This window comes from Pandoraea captiosa, from assembly GCF_902459775.1.
In the GTDB taxonomy this organism is placed as follows: domain Bacteria; phylum Pseudomonadota; class Gammaproteobacteria; order Burkholderiales; family Burkholderiaceae; genus Pandoraea; species Pandoraea captiosa.
Genome location: NZ_CABPSQ010000016.1, coordinates 25,048 through 49,917, shown reverse-complemented (window position 1 = coordinate 49,917; position 24,870 = coordinate 25,048). Strand labels below are relative to the sequence as shown.

At 64.0% G+C, this 24,870-nt stretch carries 20 protein-coding genes; 6 read left to right on the top strand and 14 right to left on the bottom strand.

Translation table 11 applies throughout. The features are described from left to right. The first annotated feature begins 8 nt into the window (after positions 1 to 8). On the top strand, positions 9 to 2,873 hold the full coding sequence (gene fdhF, locus PCA31118_RS24835) for a formate dehydrogenase subunit alpha (RefSeq protein ID WP_150627629.1): 2,865 nt from the start codon (positions 9 to 11) through the stop codon (positions 2,871 to 2,873). Between the two features lie 112 nt (positions 2,874 to 2,985). Beyond that, a complete protein-coding gene (locus PCA31118_RS24830) occupies positions 2,986 to 3,219 on the top strand; it encodes a formate dehydrogenase subunit delta (protein ID WP_044455077.1) in 234 nt (77 codons plus the stop codon). Between the two features lie 11 nt (positions 3,220 to 3,230). Here PCA31118_RS24830 and PCA31118_RS24825 read toward each other — a convergent pair whose 3' ends face one another. The 7 genes from PCA31118_RS24825 to PCA31118_RS24795 all read right to left on the bottom strand — a co-directional run bounded on the left by PCA31118_RS24825 (position 3,231) and on the right by PCA31118_RS24795 (position 13,427). Continuing rightward, the gene (locus PCA31118_RS24825; RefSeq protein WP_150627628.1) at positions 3,231 to 4,079 is read right to left on the bottom strand and encodes an EamA family transporter; all 849 of its coding nucleotides are present in this window, start codon (positions 4,077 to 4,079) and stop codon (positions 3,231 to 3,233) included. Between the two features lie 512 nt (positions 4,080 to 4,591). Then, positions 4,592 to 5,041: a hypothetical protein gene (locus PCA31118_RS24820; protein WP_150627627.1), complete on the bottom strand. Its 450-nt coding sequence runs from the start codon at positions 5,039 to 5,041 to the stop codon at positions 4,592 to 4,594. Between the two features lie 284 nt (positions 5,042 to 5,325). Then, positions 5,326 to 6,525 carry a ShlB/FhaC/HecB family hemolysin secretion/activation protein gene (locus PCA31118_RS24815; protein ID WP_150627626.1) on the bottom strand — a complete coding sequence of 400 codons (1,200 nt, stop codon included), beginning with the start codon at positions 6,523 to 6,525 and terminating at the stop codon, positions 5,326 to 5,328. 571 nt (positions 6,526 to 7,096) lie between these two features. Next, a complete protein-coding gene (locus PCA31118_RS24810) occupies positions 7,097 to 8,710 on the bottom strand; it encodes a bifunctional aspartate transaminase/aspartate 4-decarboxylase (protein ID WP_150627625.1) in 1,614 nt (537 codons plus the stop codon). A gap of 111 nt (positions 8,711 to 8,821) precedes the next feature. Then, positions 8,822 to 10,507: an aspartate-alanine antiporter gene (gene aspT / locus PCA31118_RS24805; RefSeq protein WP_150627624.1), complete on the bottom strand. Its 1,686-nt coding sequence runs from the start codon at positions 10,505 to 10,507 to the stop codon at positions 8,822 to 8,824. Positions 10,508 to 10,578: 71 nt separating this feature from the next. Further along, positions 10,579 to 12,267: an aspartate-alanine antiporter gene (aspT, locus tag PCA31118_RS24800; protein ID WP_150627623.1), complete on the bottom strand. Its 1,689-nt coding sequence runs from the start codon at positions 12,265 to 12,267 to the stop codon at positions 10,579 to 10,581. Positions 12,268 to 13,025: 758 nt separating this feature from the next. Further along, the gene (locus PCA31118_RS24795; protein ID WP_174990597.1) at positions 13,026 to 13,427 is read right to left on the bottom strand and encodes a YXWGXW repeat-containing protein; all 402 of its coding nucleotides are present in this window, start codon (positions 13,425 to 13,427) and stop codon (positions 13,026 to 13,028) included. Positions 13,428 to 13,691: 264 nt separating this feature from the next. Here PCA31118_RS24795 and PCA31118_RS24790 point away from each other — a divergent pair, with 264 nt between their 5' ends. Continuing rightward, complete coding sequence (locus PCA31118_RS24790) at positions 13,692 to 15,023, top strand: MATE family efflux transporter (RefSeq protein ID WP_150627621.1); 1,332 nt, start codon at positions 13,692 to 13,694, stop codon at positions 15,021 to 15,023. A gap of 6 nt (positions 15,024 to 15,029) precedes the next feature. Here the strand turns inward: PCA31118_RS24790 and hisN are convergent, their stop codons facing one another. Beyond that, entirely contained in the window at positions 15,030 to 15,839 is an 810-nt protein-coding gene (hisN, locus tag PCA31118_RS24785) for a histidinol-phosphatase (RefSeq protein WP_150627620.1), read from the bottom strand. Positions 15,840 to 16,077: 238 nt separating this feature from the next. Between hisN and rarD the strand changes: the two genes are divergently transcribed. The 3 genes from rarD (at position 16,078) to PCA31118_RS24770 (ending at position 18,028) form a co-directional block, all read left to right on the top strand. Then, positions 16,078 to 16,968: an EamA family transporter RarD gene (gene rarD, locus PCA31118_RS24780; RefSeq protein ID WP_150627619.1), complete on the top strand. Its 891-nt coding sequence runs from the start codon at positions 16,078 to 16,080 to the stop codon at positions 16,966 to 16,968. A 121-nt stretch (positions 16,969 to 17,089) separates the two neighbouring features. Further along, positions 17,090 to 17,344 (top strand): hypothetical protein, encoded by a 255-nt coding sequence (locus PCA31118_RS24775; protein WP_150627618.1) that lies wholly within the window; start codon positions 17,090 to 17,092, stop codon positions 17,342 to 17,344. Between the two features lie 222 nt (positions 17,345 to 17,566). After that, positions 17,567 to 18,028 (top strand): universal stress protein, encoded by a 462-nt coding sequence (locus PCA31118_RS24770; RefSeq protein ID WP_150627617.1) that lies wholly within the window; start codon positions 17,567 to 17,569, stop codon positions 18,026 to 18,028. 150 nt (positions 18,029 to 18,178) lie between these two features. Here PCA31118_RS24770 and PCA31118_RS24765 read toward each other — a convergent pair whose 3' ends face one another. The 6 genes from PCA31118_RS24765 to PCA31118_RS24740 form a co-directional block, all read right to left on the bottom strand. Further along, on the bottom strand, positions 18,179 to 19,045 hold the full coding sequence (locus PCA31118_RS24765) for a carbohydrate ABC transporter permease (RefSeq protein ID WP_425495401.1): 867 nt from the start codon (positions 19,043 to 19,045) through the stop codon (positions 18,179 to 18,181). Positions 19,046 to 19,113: 68 nt separating this feature from the next. Then, positions 19,114 to 19,989 carry a carbohydrate ABC transporter permease gene (locus tag PCA31118_RS24760; RefSeq protein ID WP_150627616.1) on the bottom strand — a complete coding sequence of 292 codons (876 nt, stop codon included), beginning with the start codon at positions 19,987 to 19,989 and terminating at the stop codon, positions 19,114 to 19,116. 97 nt (positions 19,990 to 20,086) lie between these two features. Further along, entirely contained in the window at positions 20,087 to 21,400 is a 1,314-nt protein-coding gene (locus tag PCA31118_RS24755; protein ID WP_150627615.1) for an ABC transporter substrate-binding protein, read from the bottom strand. Positions 21,401 to 21,510: 110 nt separating this feature from the next. Next, on the bottom strand, positions 21,511 to 22,719 hold the full coding sequence (locus tag PCA31118_RS24750) for an ABC transporter ATP-binding protein (protein ID WP_150627614.1): 1,209 nt from the start codon (positions 22,717 to 22,719) through the stop codon (positions 21,511 to 21,513). Positions 22,720 to 22,890: 171 nt separating this feature from the next. Then, positions 22,891 to 23,760, bottom strand: a complete 870-nt coding sequence (locus tag PCA31118_RS24745; protein WP_174990596.1) for an alpha/beta hydrolase — start codon at positions 23,758 to 23,760, stop codon at positions 22,891 to 22,893. Positions 23,761 to 23,762: 2 nt separating this feature from the next. Next, positions 23,763 to 24,689 carry a DUF4118 domain-containing protein gene (locus tag PCA31118_RS24740; protein WP_150627612.1) on the bottom strand — a complete coding sequence of 309 codons (927 nt, stop codon included), beginning with the start codon at positions 24,687 to 24,689 and terminating at the stop codon, positions 23,763 to 23,765. Between the last annotated feature and the right edge of the window lie 181 nt (positions 24,690 to 24,870).

Genomic DNA, 24,870 nt, shown 5'->3' with positions numbered 1-24,870 from the left:
CCCCGATCATGATGGACCCGATGTTTGAAAAGGACTACGGCACCCCGCGCCGCGAGTCGACCAAGGAAGTCACGCTGGAGATCGATGGCGAGCAGATCACCGTGCCTGCGGGCACGTCGATCATGCGTGCGGCCTCCGAGGGCGGCGTGAACGTGCCCAAGCTGTGCGCGACCGACTCGCTGGAGCCGTTCGGCTCTTGCCGCCTGTGTCTGGTGGAAATCGAAGGCCGTCGCGGCTTTCCGGCATCGTGCACCACGCCGGTCGAGCCCGGCATGAAGGTCCGCACGCAATCGCCGAAGCTGCAGGAACTGCGCAAGGGCGTGATGGAGCTGTACATCTCCGATCACCCGCTGGACTGCCTGACGTGCGCGGCGAACGGCGACTGCGAATTGCAGGACATGGCCGGTGTCACGGGCCTGCGCGAAGTGCGTTACGGCTTCGATGGCGCGAACCACTTCGACAGCGAGAAGGACGAGTCGAATCCGTACTTCACCTACGACGCCTCGAAGTGCATCGTCTGCAACCGGTGCGTGCGCGCCTGCGAGGAAACGCAGGGCACGTTCGCGCTGACGATCTCGGGTCGCGGCTTCGAAGCCCGCGTCTCGCCGGGCCAGGATCAGCCGTTCATGGATTCGGAGTGCGTGTCGTGCGGCGCCTGTGTGGCCGCCTGCCCGACCGCAACGCTGCAAGAGAAGTCGGTGATCCATCTCGGTCAGGCCGAGCACGCCAAGATCACCACGTGCGCCTATTGCGGCGTGGGCTGCTCCTTCAAGGCGGAGATGAAGGGCAACGAAGTCGTACGCATGGTCCCGCACAAGGACGGGCAGGCCAACGAAGGCCACGCCTGCGTGAAGGGCCGCTTCGCCTGGGGATACGCCACGCACAAGGACCGTATCCTCACGCCGAAGATCCGCAAGAAGATCACCGATCCGTGGCAGGAAGTGTCGTGGGACGAAGCGCTCGATTACGCCGCGTCGGAATTCAAGCGCATTCAGGCCAAATACGGACGTGACTCCATCGGCGGCCTCGTGTCGTCGCGTTGCACCAACGAAGAAGACTACCTCGTGCAAAAGCTGGTGCGCGCGGCGTTCGGCAACAACAACGTGGACACCTGCGCCCGCGTGTGCCACTCGCCGACCGGCTACGGCCTGAAGGCGACGCTCGGCGAATCGGCCGGCACGCAGACATTCAAGTCGGTCGAGCAGTCGGACGTGATCCTCGTGATGGGCGCGAACCCGACCGACGGTCACCCGGTATTCGGCTCGCGCATGAAGAAGCGTCTGCGTCAGGGTGCCAAGCTCATCGTGATCGACCCGCGCCGCATCGATCTGGTGAAGAGCCCGCACATCCATGCCGACTATCACCTGCAACTGCGCCCGGGCACCAACGTTGCCATGATCAATGCGCTGGCGCATGTGATCGTCACCGAAGGCCTGATGGCAGACGATTTCATCGCCGAGCGTTGCGAAGACCGTGCCTTCCAGCAATGGCGCGACTTCATCGCGCGTGCGGAGAACTCGCCCGAAGCGACCGAAGCGCACACCGGCGTGCCGGCGCATCTCGTGCGCGGCGCAGCGCGCCTGTATGCCACGGGCGGCAACGCCGCGATCTACTACGGCCTGGGCGTGACGGAACACGCACAGGGCTCGACGACGGTGATCGGCATCGCCAACCTCGCCATGGCCACTGGCAACGTGGGCCGCGAAGGCGTGGGCGTGAACCCGCTGCGCGGTCAGAACAACGTGCAGGGTTCGTGCGACATGGGGGCCTTCCCGCACGAACTGCCGGGTTATCGGCACGTGTCGGACGCCAGTGCGCGCGCACTGTTCGAAGCCGAATGGGGCGTCGAGTTGCAACCCGAACCGGGCCTGCGCATTCCGAACATGTTCGACGCGGCGCTTGCCGGCACCTTCATGGGCCTGTACTGCCAGGGCGAAGACATCGTCCAGTCCGACCCGAACACGCAACACGTCACGCATGCGCTGGAGCAGATGGAGTGCATCGTGGTGCAGGACATCTTCCTGAACGAAACCGCGAAATACGCGCACGTGCTGCTGCCGGGTTCGTCGTTCCTCGAAAAGGACGGCACCTTTACCAACGCCGAGCGTCGTATCTCGCGCGTGCGTCAGGTCATGCCGCCGCGCGCCGGTTATGCCGACTGGGAAGTGACGATCCAGCTCGCCAAGCGTTTGGGCTACGAGATGAACTACTCGCACCCGTCGGAAATCATGGACGAGATCGCACGCCTCACGCCGACTTTCAGGGGCGTGAGCTACGAGAAGCTGGACCGCATGGGCAGCGTGCAGTGGCCGTGTAACGATGACGCACCGGAAGGCACCCCGGTCATGCACATCGACGAATTCGTGCGCGGCAAGGGCAAGTTCCTCATCACGCAATACGTCCCCACGGACGAAAAGGTCACGCGCCGCTTCCCGCTCATTCTCACGACCGGGCGGATTCTGTCGCAGTACAACGTAGGGGCACAGACGCGTCGCACGGACAACAACCACTGGCACAGCGAAGACCGGCTCGAACTCCACGCGCACGATGCCGAGGAACGTGGCATCAAGGACGGCGACTGGGTCGGCATTCAGAGCCGCGCGGGCGAGACCGTGCTACGCGCGCTCATCAGCGACCGCATGCAGCCGGGCGTGGTGTACACCACGTTCCACTTCCCGGAATCGGGGGCGAACGTGATCACGACCGACAATTCGGACTGGGCCACGAACTGTCCCGAATACAAGGTAACGGCCGTGCAGGTCACGCCGGTGGCGCAACCGTCGGAGTGGCAGCGGCAGTACTCGGACTTCAACCGTCAGCAAGAGGCGTTCCTCGGACACGCTCACAATGCGACGGAGGCGAGCGCGAGTTAGGTCGCGCTCGTCTGAGGGAATCGACGCGCGAGGCGCAGGCCTCGCAGCGATCGTTCCGGATCAACAGAGATCAACGGGAATCAACAAGGGATCACAGGGGACAAGACAAATCATGGACACCGACAATCTGGTCAAGATGGCCAATCAGATCGGGGATTTCTTCGAGACGATGCCCGACCGCAGCGAAGCGCTCGAGAACATCGCAGGTCACCTGCGTCGCTTCTGGGCGCCGCGCATGCGCATGACGATTCTCGAACATCTCGAGACCACCGATGGGCACGGCATGCGTGAAATCGTCGTGGCGGCTATCACCGCCCATCGCGCGGAACTGTGGCCTCGCGCGTGAGCCCACGGGTGCTACGCGCCTAGTTTGATGAGCACAGCGCCCCCGACCACCAGGCAGCATGCGATGAGTCGGCGGGCGTTGAGTTTTTCCCTCAGGAACATCCAGCCCAGCAGCACTGCAAAAATTGCGCTCGATTCGCGCAGCGCCGACACCACGCCCATCGGCAGGTATTGCAGCGCGAACACCACCATCCCGTAAGCGCACGGCGCAACGACACCCGCGCCCAGCGCCTCGGCGACCCGCCGACGCGGCGCGAGAAACATGCCACGCCACCCGCCGCGCCACCGCCACACCGCGCCGACGAGCGGCACGCTCGCGAACAGATAGGCCCACGCAATGTAGGCAAAACCGTTGCCGTTCGACATGCGCACCCCAAAGCCGTCGACAATCGTGTAGGCCGCAATGAACACACCGGTCAGCAACGCGGCCGGCACGCTGTCGCCCGAGAGGCGCCGTCCGCGCAACGCCAGCGACAGAATGCCCGCACAGATGCAGGCGATGCCCAGCACTGCCATCCACCGGGGCGTCTCTCCCGCGAGGAGCAGCGCCGCCCCGGAGATGAGGAGCGGCGAGATACCTCGGGCGATGGGATAGATCTGCCCGAACTCCCCCACGCGATACGCACGAATGAGCGCTGCCGTGTAGGCGACCTGCGCGCACGCAGACAACAGGATGAGCGGCCACACCGGCATGGGTGGCAAAGGCAACAATGCAATGCCGACGAGCGCCGCGAGCAACTGCGGCACTGCCATCATGCCGACTTGCCAGAGACGATCGGGGCTTGCGTGGAGGAATGCGTTCCAGGTGGCGTGCATCAGTGCTGAGATCAGCACCAGCAGCACGATGGGCGTGGTGGTCATGTCGATCGGACGCGGCAACGATGTGTCGGAAAACGACTGACAAAAGTCTGCGTCCGACGAAGGGAAAAGGGGAAAAAGGAAAAATGGGAAACGCACTATTGTCGCAGCGCAGGTCGCATCGCCATAGCGCCACCCCGGTCGATTTCCATCGAGCCAGCCCCCGCCCGGTGACCTCGTGCCGTCGCTTCGCGCTCCGGTATTGCTGCCGAAACGGGCGACCCGTTCCATCGGGCAACGAAACGCCGACGACGATGACAGAATGATCGAAATCCCGCCATCCCGACCAAAGTTGTCCACACCCTTTGTGGATAACCCACTGGATAACCTGACGCCACCCGCTCAAACGCCCCGTGAACACAGGCTGTCAAGAGCCTTGCCCAAAAAACGATCAGCGCCGGAACAAATATTCGGCTTGACGGTCTGGCGCCTGCCTGCTCAACGGCTCGCTGCGTCGATTACCGACGCGTCGGGCTCCTTGCGACTTTCGTGCGCCCTCTCACGCCGCCGGAGGCTCAGGCGTCGTCGGGTGGCGATGGGGGCGATTGGGGCACCGCGCGCAGCGCCGCCATGACCTGGCTCTGGCCGAAGCCGGCGTCCGGCGACTTCTGCAACGCCAGCAAATATCGCTCACGGAACTCGCCTTCGCTCGCGGCCGTCTGGCGGAACAGTTTCGCGGCTTCGTCCGCAAGCGCGATCCCCGCGTCGGCCAGCGGCGGCGACTGTTCCTGCCACTCGTCGAGCGCGACGATCAGCCTCGATACAGGATCGAGCCAGCGAAACCACGGGTCTTCCGTGATCAGTTGCACGAAACGCCCCGTCGGCACCGGGCCGAAGACCGCTTCGTATTGCTGACGGTCATAGTCGATCAACACCTTGTGCTGGGCGAGAAGCGCCGTGCGCAACGCTTTCATGGCGGCAATCTGGGCGGCACTCGCCGGTGGGGTTTCGGTCGGTTCGGTCATCAATCGTCCCGGTAACGTCAGAAAGGTTAGGAAACGGAATTGGAAAGCGTCTTACACGCACTTTAGGACTTGGCCCATAGCCAACAGGCGTTTGGATCACGATACTACACGGGTCTCGCAAACACCTCGCGAGACCAGGCTTTCACTTCCCCGTGGGAGGCCTGCTTCCTCACCCGCCGACCCGGCGGGTTTTTTTTCGCCTGTCGGGTCCTGATCGCGGCGCGTGCGCAATCGGCGTGCGAGTCCGCACGCCGGGGGATTGCACAGTCAGGTGACGGATGCCGTCAGAACGGCACGGTGAGCTTCGCGTCGATCGACTGGAAGCGGTAGGACCATCCGGGCGGCCCGCTCGACGCCGGCATCCATGGCGCGTTCAGGCGCTGCATGACCGACAGGTCGAGCTTCGAGGTGCCCAGATAATGCGTATGACTCAACCCGACTTCGGCATAGCTGTCGTAGGTGTGCAGCGCATTCGGGTCTTCGGTACGGCTGCGGTTGTAGCGCAGCTCCACGCCCGTGGTGCCGTTGGACGTCACGTCGAACGCGCGACGCACGCGCCACTGCAGCGTCTGCGTCTGTGTCGTGCCGGCGGCGATCTGGTCCGTCGCGGCATTGGTCTTGCCGGTCACGCCGACGGTCCATGCCGCGTCGAGCGGTACCGAATAGTTCGCCGTGAGGTCGCGGTTGGTCGCATCGCGGCGTGCATTCTGAAGGTCCTGACTGAGCGTCGTATTGAACTTGCCGTACATGCCGAGAGGATTGTTCATCAGCAGGTTGGCCGTGCCCTGCATCTTGCCTGTGGTCGTCATGCCGCTATTGTTCATGCCGACGTTGAACTGGTACGGGCGCTCGTTGAGCACCTGCAAGCCGATCGCCCCCTCGCCCGGCGTGCGACTCCGGGTCGCGACGAACGGCAACTGCTCCTCGCGCACCGCCAGGCCACGACGCATCAGCATGCGGATATTGCGGTCGGCCAGACTCTCGCGACGCGGCATGCCACGCAAGCATGACGCGCGCGCAAGGAAGGCATTGGGCGGGGCGATGTCGGGGGCGGGGGGCGCCGGTTCGGACGAGGCCGTGGCCGCGGAAGCTGGCGCGTCGATATCGACGGCGGATATGGCGGTGCCGTCGGCGCTCAGTTCCGGCGCCACGGCAAACTCTGCCGCCGGCAGCGGTGGCGACGTCGGCGGTGGGGGCGGACCGTCGGGCGCAGCCACGCCGAGCTCGGTGGCGCCGGCCGCAGCTTCGCTACCGGCCATGACGTGCGCGGCATCGGAATTCGCCGCACCGGCATCGGGGAACGCTGCCCGCTGCGCCGCCTCACGATCGACCGCTGCGGCGACCGCATTCGGATCGTTGCCGGCGAACAGCGCGATGGGGTCGGCCGACGCGTCCGGATCCTGCGATGCAGCGGGCGCAGGCGGAGGTGGAGGCGGCTCAAAGTACTGAGGTGCCAGCCCGCGGTCCCACAACCCGTAGGACACTGCGTTCTGCTCAGTGAAACATGGCGGATTAGGATCCGCGAACAAGGATTGTGCGTGCGTGCCCACCGGAATTCCGGCACTCAGGCACGCGGCCAGCAGGAGGCGACTCCGCACGACCGGCTTTACCGACATTCGACACCCGAAAATCCCACCCACGCTGCTGCCGTCCACTGGCGTCGTGCGCCGCTTTCGACATGAGGGGGTGCTATAGCGACAAGGGGCTATTTTACGTCCATCGGGTGACACGCTGCCAGTCACGAAACGTGCAAAAAGATGGGGAACTCTTTCGACGGTTTGCCACTCATATCGCGTGACTTCCCCTGTAGTGATTTTTGCCCGCCGCGTGCGGGCATTTTATTTTGGGAGTCACAAGACAAAAAAAGCCCGGGAAGCGGATTCCCGGGCAATGTTCGACCGCCATGGAGGGGCGATCGAGGGGGGGCCTGCCGATGCCGCCACGCCCGTCTTCGGGCGTGCCGCATCGTGATCATCGGGCGACGCCGGACGCCTGGTTCGCGTCACGCCTGCCCGCCCGATGTCTTCCTTGAGCGCTTCATTTACTTCTTCTCATTTACTTCTTCTTCCCGCCCTTGCCGCCGCCGGCGAGGAAGCGGGCGTTGTACTCGTCCATGAGCTTGCGCACGGTGTCGCCGATCTGGATGTAATCCGGCTCGTTGAGGTTCGCCAGCGAGACGCGACCCGACGGGTGCAGGGTACCGAAGCCGCGGCCCGGCAGCAGCACCACGCCGCTTTCCTTGGCCAGACGGAACAGCACCTCCGACGGATCGATCGTCTTCATGAACCAGTCCACGAACGCCTTGCCGTAGATCTTCGTGCCCAACACCTCGAGATCGAGGATGTTGTAGTAATCGACGGCGGTCGGCCCGGTCTCTTCCGAAATGCCTGCCGCACGGTACATCGCGGCCTTGCGGCGGCGGATGATGCGCTTGACGGCGTGCTTGTAGGCGTCCGGTTCGTCCATGAGACAGAACAGCGAGAAGAGCGCCATCTGCACCTGCTGCGGCGTCGACAGACCCGCCGTGTGGTTCAGCGCCACGGCACGGCTGTCGGCCACGAGACGGTCGATGAACTTGAGCTTTTCCGGCTCCGTCGTAATCGACGAATATCGCGCGTTGAGCCCCTCGCGCTGTGCCTTGGGAAGCTTGGCGATCTTGTCGTCGAAAAGGTTCTTCTCATGCGTGGCGATCGCGCCCAGACGCCAGCCCGTCGCACCGAAGTACTTCGAATACGAATAGACGAGAATCGTGTTGTACGGCGCAATCGCGAACAGCGAGCGGAAGTCGTCGGCGAAGGTACCGTAGACATCGTCGGTGAGAATGATCAGATCGGGGCGCTTCTTGGCGATCTCGGCAAGATGTTCGAGCGATGCATCGTCGAGCTTGACCGACGGCGGATTGCTCGGATTCACGAGGAAGAACGCCTTGATCTTCGGGTCGAGCAGTTTGTCGAGCTCCTTCTTCGAGTACTGCCACCCGAGCGCCGGATCCGCGTTCAGATTCACCTCGTGAAGCTGATAGTCGGCCAGCTCCGGAATCTCGATGTACGGCGTGAAGATCGGCATGCCCAGCGCGATCGAATCCCCCGCTTGGAGCAGATGGTTCGTCTTGAGCGTGTTGAACAGGTAAGTCATGGCCGCCGTGCCGCCTTCGACGGCAAACACGTCGAAGTTGCCCACGAACGGATGACGTCCGACCATCTCGCGGCGAAGATACTTGGCGGCGATCTTCTCCGTGTTACGCAGCATGCGATCCGGCACCGGGTAGTTACACCCGAGAATGCCGTGCACCATCTCCGTGAGAAAGTCCTCGACATTCAGCCCCATCTGGTCGCGAATGTACGAGATGGATTTTTCCAGGAACTTCACGCCCTGCTCGTGGTGATGTTCACGGGCGTAGTCCTGCCAGCGAGCTTCCACGCCCTTGCCCGGCGGAATGCCGCCCACCCCTTCCGGCATGTACGTGAACTGCCGTTCGGCTTCGGTCAACGCGAACAAGCCCAGCTGGAAGAACCCGTGACGCGGTTCGAGCGCGAGGAAGTTCGGATTGCCCCGACCGGCATTGAGCATCGAGCGCTGCGCGCCATTGTCCTGAGCGAGTTCGATCAGCGTGTCCTTGAATTCGAACGGGCTGAGTTTGGCGAGTGCGTCGAGTTCCTTCGATTTCATAGCGATTTCTCCATGAACAACCACTTACAACCAATGTCGATGCCGTCCTGCGGGGGCAATGACGGGGATCGGAATGAATGCTTCACATGCGTTGCATGACAGGTGACGTGCTCATGTGAGCGATACCACCAGCGGCCCGAGCAGCGTGAGCAGCACGTTGGCAATGGCGTAGGTAATGGCGAACGGCACGGTCGGCACGTTGCTCTCGGCCTTGTCGAGAATTTCGCCGAACGCCGGGTTGGCGCTGCGCGAGCCGGACAAGGCCCCGGCGAGAATGGCAACGTTGTCGTAACGCAGCACATAACGCCCGAAGAGATAGGTGAGCAGCAGCGGCACGATGGTGACGATCACGCCGGCCACGAAGATCGAAACGCCGCTTTGCTGGAGCGTCTGCCACGCCTGCGCGCCGGCGGACAACCCCACGCAGGTCACGAAGGTCGCAAGACCCAGTTCCTTGAGCAACGAACTTGCCGCGAGCGGCATCGCGCCGAAGGTCGGATGCTTGCCGCGCAACCATCCGAAGACCAGACCGGCGAGCAGCGCACCGCCGCCGCTGCCCAGCGTGAGCGGAATGCCGCCGACCTTGACCACGATATAGCCGATCAGCAGACCCACCACGATGCCGATGCCCATGTAGACGTAGTCGGTCTTGACCGAGTACGCCACCGGGTAACCGGCTTCCTTCGCGGCCCGCTGCACGTCGCTGTCCGCGCCGTACAGCGTCACGACGTCGCCGTGATACACCACGGTGTCGTCGAGCACCGGCAGCGGCTGACCCATACGCGTGATCTTGGCGATGTACACGCCGTGCTTGACGTCGCGCGTGACACCCGCCTTGAGTTCGCCGAGCGTCTTGCCGTTGCCGCCTTTGCGGGCAAAAACCACTTCCTGCATGCGCAGCGCGATATCGAGGTCGGCGGACGGACGCTGTTCGTCGCCAAGCAGGCGCCACGCCTCGGTCGCGGCTTCGCGGCGGCCGATGAGCATCACGTCGTCGCCCGCTTCGAGCACGAGATCGTCCGTGGCGATGATGATCTTGCCGTTGCGACGCAGACGCTCGATGGTCACGCCATCGGTCAGTTGCTTCTCGATGTCGACCACGCGCTTGCCTGCACCGGTCGTCACACGATAAACGCGGCCTACGAGCGCGGGCAGCGAGTCGACCTGGTCGGCCGTGAGCACCGCGCGGCCACCGGCCATTTCGAGCTCGGCCTTCTTCGCGTCGTCCTTGAGCGTGCGGCCCATGAGCTTGGGCACGAGCGACGCGCATACGATGATCGCCCCGAGGCTGCCGAAGATGTACGTCACCGCGTAGCCGATGGCCACCTCGGATTGCAGACGCTTGACCTCGTCTGCGGGCAGGCCCAGACGGGAAATCGCGTCACCCGCGGTACCGATGATGGCCGACTGCGTGAGACCGCCCCCGGCGACACCGGCTGCCAGCCCCTTGTCGAAGCCGAAGATCTTCGCGCAGACCAACACCGTCACGAGACCGGAAGCCGCGAGAAACAGCGCCATGCCGATTTCACGCAGGGTCTTGCGCGAGAGCGAGCTGAAGAACTGCGGGCCGCTCTCGTAGCCGACTGCGTAGATGAACAGCGCGAACATGATGCTCTTCACACCGGCATCGACCGAAATACCGATTTGCGAGACGACCACGGCGACGAGCAGCGAACCGCCCACACCGCCTAACTGGAACGATCCGAACTTGATCGCCCCGATGGCATATCCGAGAGCGAGCGACAGAAAAATCGCGACCTCCGGGACATGGTTGAGAATCGTATGCACCAGTTCCACGGCAGAACCTCCGTCAAAAGAAGAATGCAGCGACCGGCGGGGGAGCCGGCACGCGACGACTCAAAAGCAAATCAGCGCGAGAACTGATGGGCGACGAATACGACCGCCGGTCCCATGAGCGGCAGGAGCACGTTCGACAGGGCGTACGTCACCGTGTACCCCACGACCGGCAATGCGCTGTTCGCCGTTTGCACCACTGCGCTGATCGCAGGCGTGCTCGCCTGCTGACCCGCGATCGCCCCGATCAGAATCGGGCCATCGATGCGCAGTAACTTATGACCCACCCACAGCGATACCAGCGCCGGGACGAGCGAGACACAGATCCCCACGACCGGCAACGCCATGCCATGCTCACGCAGCAGCACGGCTGCCTGTGGGCCTGCGGAGAGGCCCACGCACACGACGAAGACGGCAAGTCCAAGGTCCTTGAGCAGTTCGTAAGCCGCCGGCGGGAACGTGCCCCACGTCGGACGGCGCGAGAGCAGCCAGCCGCTCGCGAGCCCCGAGACCAGCGCACCGCCGCCCGAGCCCAGCGTCATGGGCGCGCCGCCGACGTGCACGGACAGATGCCCGATGCACAGGCCGACGATCAGCGCGAGGCCCACGAAGATCAGGCTCGTCTTGTTGCCGTGCGGCACGGCCTTGCCCATGACTGCACCCGCCCGCTCGACATCGCCCTGCAGACCTTGCAGCGTGATCACGTCACCGCGTTGCAGTGCGATCTTGCTCAGCGATGGCAACTGCATGCCCATGCGTTTGACGGATTTGACGAACACGCCGTGACGCAGCTCGACCGGCGCCTCGCGTCGCAGATCGCTCACGGTACGGCCTTCGGCTTCCTTATTCGTCAGGATGTATTCGCGCTCGACGAGCACGATGTCGCCCGTTTCGGTGCCCGCGACTTCCGGGCCGACGAGCGCGTGAGCATCGAGCATGGCATCGCGTCGGCCGACGAGCAGCACTTCGTCGTTTGGCAGCAACGCGAGGCCTTGCTCGACAGGCACGGTTGCCGAGGCGCGTCGCACGCGCTCGATGGCAACCCGTGCGTCCAGCGAGGCTTCGAGCGACGCCACCGTGAGCCCCGGATGCGCCACGCGATAGCTGCGACCGACCAGGTCGGGCGCGGCAGGTGCGCCGATCTCCTCACCGTTCTCGTCCTCCATCTCCTTTGCCAGACGCGCGCTGTCCGCCTTGAGATCGATTCCCAGCAGGCGAGGCGCAAGAAGATTGGTGAACAGAACGATGGTGATCAGACCGAACACATAAGTCAGCGTGTAGGCGGTGACAACGTTGGCCTGCAGCGCCTTGAACGTCGCCGGGTCGAGACCCAGACGGCTCAACGCTTCGATGGCCGTGCCCACCATGGCGGATTCGGTGGCCGCCCCGGCGGCGAGCCCGCCGGCCGTGCCGGGATCGAGGCCGAGCAGATTCACGGCGAGCATGACGATGCCGAACACGAAGACCACTTCGATGATCGACAGCACGCCGAAGCGCAAGCCTCGCAGGTTCAGGTTTTCAACGAATTGCGGCCCGGCCGAGAAGCCCATCGCAAAGATGAACAGGGCGAACGCGAAGTCCTTGAGCGAGCCTTCGACCATACAGCCGGTCTGTCCGACCAATAGCGCGACGAGCAGCGCACCGCACACGCCGCCGAGCTGAATCGGTCCAAATCTGATGCGCCCGAGCAACTGGCCCAGAACGACGCATACGAACACGGTGATCAACGGCACTGCATCGAACAGAGGAACTGAACACTGCATACAGGCTCCTGCCACATGTCACACTTCGGCGACGGGCTGATCGCCCCTTCAGGCGATCGACGTCCGGCATACGAGACTTCAGAAACGACTGATCTTCGCGAATACGACCACGCAGATCGAAAGACAGCAGGACCGTGCCTCGGTCATACGTTTTGGACCCAGGCGCATACCGCCGGGCGTTAGAGTGGAAAAGGCGCACACGGCGCACTGAACTACCCGTGCAACATCATGCGAACGTCGTGCATTTCGGTAGCACAAGTAATTAAAATTACGCTATTTGCGACGATTTTTCGCCCCATGGCGATGCGACGTGGGCATAGTGTTGTTCAACGTTCCTGACGTGTCAACTGGTTTCGCGTAGGGTCTCGAGCTTGTGCGCGTCAAGCTGTCAATTTCACCGACTAGGTTGGACTACTGATGAAAATTCGCAACGCATCGGTCGTCCGAGCGCGAGCGCAGCGACACGCCGTGCACGAGGTCGCTGCATGAAGTCGCGCCCTCAAGTGCGTGCGCAAAATTTCAGCGGGCAGAGATGAAAATTATTCAAACGTCGCGACCGAATGTCGCAGCCTCGAGACGGCATTGCGACATCGGTGACGGCATGGGGCGTGACATTGAGGACGGCGTCGATGTCGTCGCTGACATGGCGCTGATGACGGAAATGGCGAAGGTATCGGCGAAGGTATCGGCGAAGATAGCGACGAAGATAGCGGCGACGGTATCGGGTCGCCGGAGAGAACGGACGCGGCGGGCTGAGATTACTTGCCGGGATTCGGGGCGCCGGGTGCGCGAATTTCGTGAATGGTGCCGGGCCCCCAGCCCGTGGCATCCCACTTGCCGTCGCGCAACGTCCATTCGTGCGCGCCGGTTTCTTCCCAGTGCGGCGGTGTGTAGCGCATGCCGGGGCGCTTCGCTTCCATATGACCGTCGACCCAGTCGTAACGACCGTCTTTCCACTGCCAGTATCCCGGCACCCAGAACTCGCCCTTGGGCGCCGCATGCGGGTCTTCGAAGCGCGGGGGCGGAGGGCCGCGTTGCAACGTCACCTCGGCCAGTGCAGGCAGACTTGCGAGACACAGGAGAGCCGCGACGGCGTGACGGCGATGCGCGGAAAGAAAGGTCACCAGCGACGAGACCCTTGAAAGCGACGGGGACGGCATACGTAGACTTTCAGTGAATACGGAGAAGTGACACATTGTACCGTCCCCACCCCGCACCAGCGGCCAACGACACCCCAGGGAGACGGCGCAAAACGTCGCGCACGGGCACGATGCATCGCATCGGCGGCATTGCGTCGCATCCCGACGCCCCCCGGCATATGGCGAATCGCCGCATCACCTTATAATCGGCGCACTCACAACCTGCCGCCGCGTGCGTGCGCAATCCGACGGTGCCGCCATGAACGGCCGCCGCAACACTCGCTCATGAACCCTGCCCCTGCGGCCACCGGCCATCGGCAATTGCTCCGTCTGGCGGTGCCCATCGTGCTCGCCAATCTCACCCAGCCCCTGCTCTCGGCCGTCGACACGGCCGTGGCCGGACACTTGCCCGGCCCGGCGTATCTGGGCGGCGTCGCGCTCGGCGGGCTGTTGCTCAATCTCGTCTTCTGGGGCTTTTCCTTCCTCCGGATGGGCACGACCGGGCTCGCCGCGCAGGCCTTCGGTGCGCGCGATGCCGAGCGTCTGCGCGACACGCTGGCTCGCGCCCTGGCGCTGGCGTTCGCCATTGGCGCGGGCCTGCTGATATTGCGCGCGCCGCTCGTATCGCTTGGCGTGTCGTGGCTCGGCGGCAGCGATCAGGTGCAGGCGCTCGGGCGCGAATACGCAAGCATCCGCATGCTTGCCGCGCCGTTCGCGCTGGGGAACTACGTGGTGCTTGGCTATCTGCTGGCGTGTCAGCGGGTGCGGCAAGGACTTGTGGTGCAGGTCGTCATCAACGTGGTAAACATCGTCGCCGTGCTCGCCTTCGTTCGCGGCTTCGACGCGGGCGTGGCGGGCATCGCATGGGCGACGGCGCTGGCCGATATGCTGGGCTTTGCACTGGGCGCATGGCTGCTCTGGCTCGCGCGCACGCCCGGCCTGCCACCGCTGCGGCTCGCCACACTGGTCGAGCGCAGTGCGCTGTGGCGTCTGCTGCGGCTCAATCTCGACATCTTCCTGCGCACCCTGTTCCTGCAACTCGCCTTCGCGTGGTTTGCGCGGGTCGGCGCGCGGCTCGGCGACACGACACTCGCCGCCAACGCCCTGCTCCTGAACTTCCAGACCTTCATGGCCTACGGTCTCGACGGCTTCGCGCATGCTGCCGAAGCGCTCGTGGGTGCGCATGTCGGCGCGCGTCAACGTGAGGCGTTGCTGCACGCGATCCGTTTGTCGCTGGGATGGGCGCTCGGTTGCGCCGTGGCGTTTGCGCTGGTCTATGCCGCTGCGGGCGGGTCGATCATCGATGCCCTGACGGACCAGCCGATACTGCGCGAGACCGCACGGGAATTCCTGCCGTGGGCCGTCATTTCGCCGATCGTGGCGGTGTGGTGCTTCCAGCTCGACGGCGTGTTCATCGGTGCGACACGCACACGCGAACTGCTCACGTCGTCGCTGATCGGTTTGCTGGTCTTCGGCGCCGTGATGCCGCTCACGCTGGAGGCATGGGGCAATCACGGCTTGTGGGTGGCGCTCATGGCCTTTCTCGCCACGCGCGGCGTCGTGCTGGGCGTATTGCTGCCGCGCATCTGGCGAGGCATGCCTCGCCAGATCGGGTGAGCGCAATCAATTCCCGCGAATGCAGGCGAGCGCCGCCGCATGCAGTTCGGCGTTCGCGGCAGCCAGCACCTGGCCCTGCGAAGTCAGCGTCAGCGGCTTGCCTTCCCAATCGGTGATGATGCCACCTGCCGCTTCGATGACGGGCGCGACCGCCAGATAGTCGTACGTCTGCAACCCGGCCTCCATGACCAGCTCGATGTGACCGCTTGCGAGCAATCCGTAAGCGTAGCAATCGCCGCCGAAACGGCGACGGCTCACGGCCTTCGTCAAGCGCTCGAAGCGGGCATACTCGGCGGCATCGAAGATATCGGGGGACGTCGCGTAGACCGTCGCTTCGGCCAGCGACGTCACCGGACTGGTCGCGCACACCTCTGCGCCAAAGCGCGCTTCGCGCACGCCATTGGCCGGGTCGTTGACACCGACCCAACGCTCTCCCGTCGCGGGAATATCGATCAGGCCGACGACCGGCTGGCCGTTTTGCAGCAGCGCGAGCAACGTGCCCCACAGCGGATGCCCGGTAATGAAACTGCGCGTGCCGTCGATAGGATCGACCGACCAGACGAACTCGGCATCCACCCCCTGCTTGCCGAACTCCTCCCCCCAGATTCCGTGCGACGGGTAGCGCTCGGCGATCTTCGCGCGCAACGCGGTCTCGACTTCTCGGTCCGCAATCGTGACCGGGCTCTCATCGGCCTTGTCGTCGACGGCCAGACGCCGGCGGAACCAGCCCAACGACAGCGGCCTGACGGCGTCGGCAAGCGACGCAGCGAAGGCGGCATACTCGGCGACAGCAACGACTGCGGGGGAAGACGACATCCACGAATCTCCTGCAAGGAAGCGCCGCGCACGGCGGCAAATGGGAAAAGCACTCGATGAGTCGCGATGATACGCGCTCACGGGTGACGATGTGACGACATACGATGCCTCCCATCGAGGGAAGGCGACCATCAGGAAAGGCTTGGAACGCGGCGGGGTTACGCCCAAAACTGGTGCAAATTTGCTATGCTCGCGGCCTTGCCCGAGTCTTCGGGTCACAGCAAACCACAGGTCCCCCATGCTTTCCGGTCGCGGCGTGATGCTTTCCGTATCGGCGTCGGTCATGTTTTCCATCATGCCCGCGCTGGTCGCGCAACTCTCTCCTCTGACGGGGCTGGACGTCTTTGCATGGCGCATTCTGCTCACGCTGCCGGGCACGCTCGTGATCGTCACCGCACTGCGCCGCTGGAACGTGCTCGGCAGCACGCTCTCGCATGTCCTGCACCGGCCTGCCCTGCTCGGCGCCGTTCTGCTGTGCGCGGCCATGCTCGGCGTACAACTCTGGCTTTTCGTGTGGGCGCCGCTGCAACAGCGCATGCTCGATGTCTCTCTCGGTTACTTCCTCCTGCCCCTCACGATGGTGCTGGCCGGCCGTACCGTCTACAAGGAACGCCTGAGCCCCCTGCAGACGGCCGCCGTCATCTTCGCTGCCGTGGGCGTGGCGCACGAGCTCTGGGTCACGCGGGCGCTGTCGTGGGTTACCGCGCTCATCATGTTCGGCTACCCACCCTACTTCCTGCTGCGCCGCCGGCTGCATCTCGACGCGCTGAGCGGCTTCATTCTCGAGATGTTGGCCATGGCGCCGGTGGCCGTGTTCCTCGTGTGGCACGCATGGGCGCAGAATGCACCGGTGCTGGCCGAGGCGCGCATCTGGTTCTGGTTGCCGGCGCTGGGTCTGCTCAGTGCGAGCGCGCTCGCGAGCACCTTCGCTGCGGCACGCGTGCTGCCCATCGGGCTGTACGGCATCCTGGGGTATGTCGAGCCTGTGCTGCTGTTTGCCGTGTCCATCGTTTTGCTCGGCGAGCCGTTCACCGAGCGCGGGCTATGGACCTACGCGCCGATCTGGGTCGGTGTCGCGCTCATCGTGTTCGACAGCTTGCGCACGCTGCGCCGGCAACGGCAACGGTAGCGGCTGCGGCCGCGGCACCGCCCCCTGAGTCGGCTTGCCTGCGGTGGCAAGTCCGTCGCAGACGTGGCGTATCGGTCCGCGCGGGCGCGTTATACTCGCGAAAGCTTGTAAGACGACCACTATGAAAAATCTCGCCAAGATCGCCACTCTGCTTTCCTCGGGGCTTCTCACTGTTGCGCTGTCGGCCTGCGGTTCATCCGCCCCGCTGTTCACGTCCGACGGTCGTGCCACGCAGCAAATCCAGTGCTCCGCCGCCAGCGCAGGAGACTGCGAACAGCGCGCACGCTCGCAATGCGCACAAAAGGGTTACGACGTGCTCACGCGCGACGTCACCGGTAACGTCGCCAACCTCGTGATCGCCTGCCAGCCCGGCTGAGCCGCTTAAAATCCACGCCCTTCCGATCCCTTAGGGGCCATTCCGATCCGTTGCATCCACCGGCACCGTGGCCCCCTCACGTGCACGCGTGGGCAGTTGGCATTACGATGCGTTATTGCGTGCGATCAAATACCGGTCGATCCCCGCCGTGGCGCGGGATGACTTTCAGGGCACGCAGTGCGAGAATGAAGACGTACTTTCCAGCCCCAAGAGGACACCATCATGTATGAACGCATTCTGGTTTCGATCGACGGCAGTACTCCTTCGAACCGAGCCATCGACGAAGCGGTCAAGCTCGTAGCACTCAGCCAGGGCAAGATTCGTCTGGTTTCGGTCGTCCCGTCGCTCGCCAACGCCTACGCCGCCGGCGCCTACAGTGGCTTCGTACCGCTCGAGAGCCAGGAGTCGTTCGAGAAGGAAACGGACGAAATTCTCGCCAATGCGCAGGCCGATCTCAAAAAGCGCGGCGTGGATGCCGAGACGAAGATGATCACGCTCGACACCGGCACCGACGAAATCGCCGATGCCGTGCTGCGCGAGGCGCAAGAGTGGAACGCAGACGTCATCGTGCTCGGCACCCACGGGCGTCGTGGCATCAATCGCCTGCTGCTGGGCAGCGTGGCAGAAACGCTGCTGCGCATCACGACCCTGCCGGTACTGCTCGTCAAGGCCGCCGACAAGTAACTCCGACGCCCTTCGTTCCCTCGTCCCGACGCACGGACTCGCGCCGGCGCCCGCAAAGGGCGCTACGTCAGACGACGATGAAACGCCAAACGGCACGCTGCAACGCGTGCCGTTTGCTTTTGTGCGAGCACACGGGCCGGGGCTCCGGATTCAGCGAATGCCCGCCCGCATGAACGACTGCACGAACTGACGCTGAAACAGCAGGAATGCAATGAACAACGGCGCGGCCGTCATCAACGTTGCTGCCGTAATCAACGACCAGTCGATGCCCTGATCGGTCGCGGCGAAAACTTGCAGGCCGACCGTGAGCGGGCGCGTTTGCACGGAGTTCGTGACGATCAGCGGCCACAGGAAGTTGTTCCAGTGGTGACTGATCGACACCAGCGCGTACGCCACGTAGACGGGACGCGCCAGTGGCACATACACGCGCCAAAGCACCTGCCAGGCATTCGCCCCTTCGACGCGCGCCGCGTCGTCAAGCTCTCTGGGCACCGTCTTGAATGCCTGGCGCAACAGGAAGATGCCGAACGCCGATGCGAAGTACGGCAGCGCAATGCCGAGAATCGTGTCGCGCAAGCCCATCCACGCAATGGTCCGGTAGTTCTCGACGATCAGCACGTCGGGCATGACCATCAGTTGCAGCAGCACGATCATGAACGCGAGTTCACTGCCACGAAACGTGAAGCGCGCGAAAGCGTAGGCCGCGAGCGTAGCGAGCACCAGTTGAGCGGCGAGAATCAACGTGACCAGCACAAACGTATTGAGGAGATATCGCCCGAAGGGTGCCGCCTGCCATGCCTGGACAAAGTTCTCAAGCGTGAGCGGCGCACTCAGCGAGAAGCGCGTGGCGTAGGCCGACGGATGAAACGCGCTCCATACCGCGTACAGTAGCGGCAGCAACCACAACAGACCGAGCAACCACGCGCCCGTGGTGTCGATGAGATTGGCATGTCCCGTCAAGGAAAACGGGGGCAGCGACGCGCGCGCCTTGCCCGCCCCTGAGGACACGGGAGTGATCTCGGTGATCCCGGTGATCTTGGTTGTCGCGGGGCGCCCGGCAGGTGGCGTCGAGCTGGAGGAGGTCGTCATTGGTAGTGCGTGCGTGAGTCGAGCAGACGGAATTTCACGAAAGCGACGACGGCGAGCAGCGTGAGCAGCACCACCGTGAGCGCCGCCGCGTACGACGTATCCCAGAAGCTGAAGGCCACCTGATAGACGTAGTACAGCAGCAACTGCGTGGCGTTATCGGGTCCGCCACGCGTCATGACCACCACGTGATCGACAAGACGGAACGCATTGATCACCGCGTTGATGACCACGAACACGGTCGTGGGCATGAGCAGCGGCCATTGCACGCGACGAAAGAACTGCCAGCGCGACGCACCTTCGAGCGCTGCGGCTTCGGCCAGCGTCGGGGAGATCTGCTGCAAGGCGGCCAGATAAAAGATCATGAAGAACCCGGCCTCTTTCCAGATCGTGACGACCATCAGCGCGGGCAACGCCGTGCCCGGCTGGCCGAGCCAGTTATGGTCACCCCAGCCGAACGCCTGCGAGATCTGCGCGATGAGACCGTACTGCGGCGTATAAAAGAACAGCCAGATGTTCGCCACGGCGATCATCGGCAAAATGGCGGGCGTGAAGTACGCCAGCCGCAGCAAGGCGCGCCCCGGCACCTGCCGATGCACCCACAGTGCCATCGCAATCGACAGCGCGATGGCGACCGGCACGGTGACCAGGGCAAACCACACGTTGTTGCGCAGCGCCTGCCAGAACACCGGGTCGTCGGCCAGCAACTGATAGTTCTCGGCGCCGACGAACACCGACGGAGCCCCGGCGCGGGCCGTCGAGAAAGCGCTGTGCCACAGCGTGGCGACGGCCGGATAGTGGGTGAAGGCAACGAGCAGCAGCAACGCCGGCAACAACAGCAGCCAGGGCACCCAGGAAGATGAAGTACGGTTCATCGTCAGTCCATCGGTTCTGCGCCCGGCGCCGCGATCCTGCTGCGCGCCGCCGGGTGACTACGGGACGAATGCGTTACGGTTTCGCGCAACGGTCAGCTCAGCGCGCGTACGGACGCAGAATGCGATCCGCTTCGCGCTGTGCGTCGTCGAGCGCCTGCTTCGGCGACTTGGTGCCGGTGACGGCCGCCTGAATCGCATCGTTGAGCGCCTTCGTCACGCGTTGGTTGTCATGCGTGGAGAACTCGGCAACGCTCACGCCCAACTGGTCGCGCGCCACCGCAGCAGCAGGCACCTTCTGCACGTACTGCTTCATGGCAGGGGTTTCCCACGCCGCCGGCGTGACCGCGACATAGCCGGTATCGATGCCGAACTGCGCAGCACGCTCGGGGGTCGTCGCCCACTTGATGAACGTCATCGCGGCCTGCTTTTCTTCCGGCGTCGACTTCTTGAAAACGTAGAAGTTACCGCCGCCCGTCGGGCTGCCACCGCGCACCTTGGCGGGCATTTTGCCCACGCCGAACGGGAACGTGGCATTGGTGCGGATGTTGGTCAGGTTGCCCGTCGTCGTGTAGATGATGGCGGCCTTCTTCTCGAGGAAGTCCTTCGGCGTGGTGCCCCACTCGATCGACCCCGTCGGCATGACCTTGTACCTGGTCGTGAGGTCGACCCAGTATTGCAACGACTGCACCGCCTGCGGCGCGTTGAGGAACGTCTTCGTGCCCGCTGCGTTCATCAGTTCGATACCGGCCGGCGTGGTGAACGCCTGGAACAGCCAGTAGGCGAAGCCCACCGACGGCACCTTGATGCCCCACTGGGTCACATTGCCCGACGCATCGCGCTTCGTGAGCTTCTGCGCGGCGCTCACGAGTTCGTCCCAGTTCGCCGGGGCGTGTTCCGGATCGAGACCGGCTTCACGGAAGGCGTCCTTGTTCCAGTACATGACGATGGTCGAGCGCTGGAAGGGCACCCCCCACGTATGGCCGTTGATGCGCGAGTTGAGCATCAGCGCCGGGTAAAAGCCGTCGAGCCACTGCTTGTCGGCAGCCGTGTTGGCAATGCTGTCGATGGGCACGACGGCGTCCTCGTCGATCAGCGTGAAGACGTCGGCCGCTGCGAGCACGGCCAGTTGCGGCGGCGTGCCGGCCTTCGCAGCGGTGAGGGCCTTGACCACCGAGTCCTGATACGAGCCGGCATACACCGGTTTGACCTTGATGTTCGGGTGGTCCTTCTCGAAGTCCGCCACCAGATCGTTGATGATCTTCGTGACCGGGCCGCCGATCGCGACCGGGTAATAGAACTGGAGTTCAACCGGTTTCTGTTGGGCAAAGGCCGTGCCGCTCAGGCTACTGACGCCGAGTGTGGCTACCGTAGCCAGACCGGCCGCAAACGTTTTCAGAATCTTGCGTCGCATTTCCCTGGGTTCCCCATGTGAGCGTGGTAGTGATGTGTGTGGTGGTCGACGGCGGGCGTGACTGGCGCCTGCGGGCGTCGATCGAGCGACGCCCGCAGGCGAGCCCATGTTCAGGCGTGTTGTTCGGCGACCGAGGTGGCGTTTGCCACTGCCGCCGCCGTTGCAACCTTTGCAACCGCGGCATCTGGCGCGCAGGAGAGCGCATCCTCCGTTGCCGTGAACGACGCACGCCCGGGCGCCACTACCGCAAGGGCGGCATCCGCGATGCGCTCGCCCGATGTGGCGTCGAACAGGTGCTGATCGGCCACGTCCCACTGCAGACCGATCGCGTCGCCCGGCAGGAACGGCCGATGGCCCGGCACACGCGTGGCGATCTCTCCCGCGTCACCCAGCGTGCAAGCCACGAGCGTGTCCGCGCCGAGATATTCGACGGCACTCACCGTGGCGAGCACTGCACCGATGGATGTCGGCGCTACGGCGCGCACATGTTCCGGGCGAAGCCCGAGCATCGCGCTGTCGAGCCGACCGGCTTGCGCAAGCGCCGGGCCGGTCTGTCCGGCGGGCACCAGCGAGTCACCATGACGCACCAATCGAAGCAGATGCATCGGCGGCGTGCCGATGAAGCTCGCAGCGAAACGCGTGGACGGGGTGGCATATAGCGTGTGCGGTGCGCCGTGTTGTTCGATGCGCCCGCCACGCAGAAGCACGACCTGATCGGCCATGCTCATCGCTTCGGTCTGGTCGTGGGTGACGTAGATGAGCGTCATGCCGAGCTGCTGTTGCAGCGCGCGGATCTCGCGACGCATTTCCTGACGCAGTTGCGCGTCGAGATTCGAGAGCGGCTCGTCCATCAGGCAGACGGACGTCTCGGCAATGACGGCGCGGCCCAGCGCTACGCGCTGTTGCTGGCCACCCGAGAGTTGCGACGGCTTGCGCTCCAGATAGGGCTCGAGCCCCAGCAGCGACGCCACGCGCGCGAGGCGCTGCGGATAATCGCGTGTCGGCTCGCGGCGCACGCGCAGGCCGAACAGCAGGTTCTCACGCACCGACAGATGCGGGAACAGCGCGTATGACTGAAACACCATCGAGAGCTTGCGACGCGCCGGCGGCAAGGCCGTCACATCGTCGCCGCCCAGCAGAATGCGACCGTGGGTCGGCGTCTCCAGGCCCGCGATCATGCGCAGCAGCGTCGATTTGCCGCAACCTGACGGACCCAGCAGCACCACGAGCGAGCCTGCGTCGGCGGAAAAACTCACCTCATGAAGTGCGTGCGTGTCGCCCCACTGCTTGCTGACGGATTCGATGACGAGCGATGACATGGCTGGATTGGCGCGGCGTCGCGCACAGGCGACCGGATCGGAAAAACCCGACCTTAACCGGCCAACGATGGCAGTTTGATGACATCGTGTGCATCAACACCGGCGCGGCTCGCAGGGCCGTCGGATATCAGGCGGCCGGTGACATGACGCGTCGTGCAAATCTGGCTGCAATCAGGCCGCCGCCTGACGCCGTTTGGCGCGCAACAGCGCCTTGGAGATGATGCGGGTCTCGGAGGTGGCGGCGCCCGTGCGGCGCGCGATGGCGTCGCGGAAGAAGCGACGCGTCTCATCGGCGACCGTCTCGCGCTCGTTATCCATCGTGAGGATGTGATAACTCTCGCCGAGCAGACACTTCTGCTTCACTTCCGACGACACGCCGTTGTAGACCATGCGGGCGTTGTGCGGGCTGGCCGTATCGTCGTCTACCGCATGCACGATCAGGCAGTCCGCCGTCACGCGATCGAGCCGGTTGCGCACATGAGACGCGAGACGGCGCGCGTTGTAGAGGTGGGCGATCGGCAGCGAGGCCGAGCCGATTTCGGAGGCGTCGTGCAGCGACATCGACTTCTCGACGCGGGCGCGCAACGCTTCGTTCTTCAGTCCAAAGGGCGCCTTCTCGTAATAACGGTAGCGACGACCGAACGGCAGGTGATAAAGCAGATCGAGCAACGGATACGCCAGCGGGATCGTCCAGCCGTCGTACACGAGCGTGACGGCGAGCACCGAGATCGCCGCGACATCCGGCTCCTCTTCGGCAACGGCCAGCGCCAGCGTTGCGCCCATGCTCAACCCGCACAACGATACGGTCTCGTGCGAATCTCGCAGCTCGCGATACTTCGCGCGTGCGGCGACAATCCATTCGCGCCAGTGCGTGCACGGCGACCCGAGACCGTAGCCCTCGATGTGCGGCACCGATACGGTGTAGCCATCGCGGTGCAACGCCTTTGCCACCGGACGCATTTCGAGCGGTGTGCTCGACAGCCCCGGCAACAGCAGCACGGCATGTTCGCCGCCTTTGTAGAAGATATTCTGGTCAAACATGGTCATACCCCGCCGGTGACGACCGGCGTGCCGCTCGTCTGTGGCACTTCGCGCGTGGTCGGCGCACTGCTCATGGAAGATGTGTTGGATGCGCCCGATACCGCCGAAACGGTATGCAACTGTGTCACCGGACGCACGGCCGGCCCTGTGTGCACACGCAGAATCACGTAGGTTCCGACGTGGGCGCGAAAGTGCTGCAACTCGCAATGCATCACTTCGAAACTGCCGTCGCGCTGGCGAATTCGCAGATTGTGCGCGCCCTGTTGCGGCGGCTCGGCATCTGCCGAAAAAAGCCCCGCCATGCGCTGTGCGTCGTCCGGATGCAGCAGCGCGCGCAAACCGTCACGCTTGATGGCCTCGGGCGCGACACCTGTCTCGCGGCGGAAATGTTCGTCGATGAATTCGTAGTGCGTGGCGCGATTGGCCAGATAGACGATGGAGTCGAGATGCTTCGTCAGGTATGTCATCAGCGCATTGCCCAACTGCACGGAGTCGGACAGCACCATGCGCTCGTTTTCGGCGCGCAGCAGCATTTCGTAACGCGTCTGCGCGACTTCGGCAATCAGTTCGGCACGATATTGCGCCCGGCGCAGGCGCTCGATAAGCGCGACAGCAAGCGGGGTGATGAGCAGGAACCCCGTCACGATCATGACGTCGCGACGATCCAGCTCGGCAATGTCGCGAAACGGCGGCACGAAGAAGAAGTCGAAAATCGGAATGCTGATGACCATCGCCATGATGGCCGGCCCGAGCCCCCAGGTGAACTCGACGATGATGGCTGCGCAAACGAAAAAGAGTCCGGGCATCGAGTGATCGAGCACCGGATGCAGGAGGCTGCGAATGAGAAACGCAGCCAGTACCACCATGAGTGCGCCGACGTAGCGCTTCGCGCCGGGCTCCGCCCAGCGTCGGGCGTTTCTGATATCCATGATTCACCGTCGACGTTTGCCGACGCTCAATAAACCGTGACTGCCCCGAACCGGTGCAGCTGTTACAAAATATTACGGATTATCGCACGTCCGCCCTTGACGTTCTGACGCGGTGAACCCTAATCGGGTGGCGTTGTAACAACGCAAAAACGCTGCCCCATGACTGGCGCGGCTGCGCAGG

Excerpts from the sequence above, each read along its gene's own strand:
- fdhF (WP_150627629.1), top strand. The coding sequence starts at position 9 with ATGATGGACCCGATGTTTGAAAAGGACTACGGCACCCCGCGCCGCGAG.
- PCA31118_RS24830 (WP_044455077.1), top strand. The coding sequence starts at position 2,986 with ATGGACACCGACAATCTGGTCAAGATGGCCAATCAGATCGGGGATTTC.
- PCA31118_RS24825 (WP_150627628.1), bottom strand. The coding sequence starts at position 4,079 with ATGACCACCACGCCCATCGTGCTGCTGGTGCTGATCTCAGCACTGATG.
- PCA31118_RS24820 (WP_150627627.1), bottom strand. The coding sequence starts at position 5,041 with ATGACCGAACCGACCGAAACCCCACCGGCGAGTGCCGCCCAGATTGCC.
- PCA31118_RS24810 (WP_150627625.1), bottom strand. The coding sequence starts at position 8,710 with ATGAAATCGAAGGAACTCGACGCACTCGCCAAACTCAGCCCGTTCGAA.
- aspT (WP_150627623.1), bottom strand. The coding sequence starts at position 12,267 with ATGCAGTGTTCAGTTCCTCTGTTCGATGCAGTGCCGTTGATCACCGTG.
- PCA31118_RS24795 (WP_174990597.1), bottom strand. The coding sequence starts at position 13,427 with ATGCCGTCCCCGTCGCTTTCAAGGGTCTCGTCGCTGGTGACCTTTCTT.
- PCA31118_RS24790 (WP_150627621.1), top strand. The coding sequence starts at position 13,692 with ATGAACCCTGCCCCTGCGGCCACCGGCCATCGGCAATTGCTCCGTCTG.
- hisN (WP_150627620.1), bottom strand. The coding sequence starts at position 15,839 with ATGTCGTCTTCCCCCGCAGTCGTTGCTGTCGCCGAGTATGCCGCCTTC.
- rarD (WP_150627619.1), top strand. The coding sequence starts at position 16,078 with ATGCTTTCCGGTCGCGGCGTGATGCTTTCCGTATCGGCGTCGGTCATG.
- PCA31118_RS24775 (WP_150627618.1), top strand. The coding sequence starts at position 17,090 with ATGAAAAATCTCGCCAAGATCGCCACTCTGCTTTCCTCGGGGCTTCTC.
- PCA31118_RS24770 (WP_150627617.1), top strand. The coding sequence starts at position 17,567 with ATGTATGAACGCATTCTGGTTTCGATCGACGGCAGTACTCCTTCGAAC.
- PCA31118_RS24760 (WP_150627616.1), bottom strand. The coding sequence starts at position 19,989 with ATGAACCGTACTTCATCTTCCTGGGTGCCCTGGCTGCTGTTGTTGCCG.
- PCA31118_RS24755 (WP_150627615.1), bottom strand. The coding sequence starts at position 21,400 with ATGCGACGCAAGATTCTGAAAACGTTTGCGGCCGGTCTGGCTACGGTA.
- PCA31118_RS24750 (WP_150627614.1), bottom strand. The coding sequence starts at position 22,719 with ATGTCATCGCTCGTCATCGAATCCGTCAGCAAGCAGTGGGGCGACACG.
- PCA31118_RS24745 (WP_174990596.1), bottom strand. The coding sequence starts at position 23,760 with ATGTTTGACCAGAATATCTTCTACAAAGGCGGCGAACATGCCGTGCTG.
- PCA31118_RS24740 (WP_150627612.1), bottom strand. The coding sequence starts at position 24,689 with ATGGATATCAGAAACGCCCGACGCTGGGCGGAGCCCGGCGCGAAGCGC.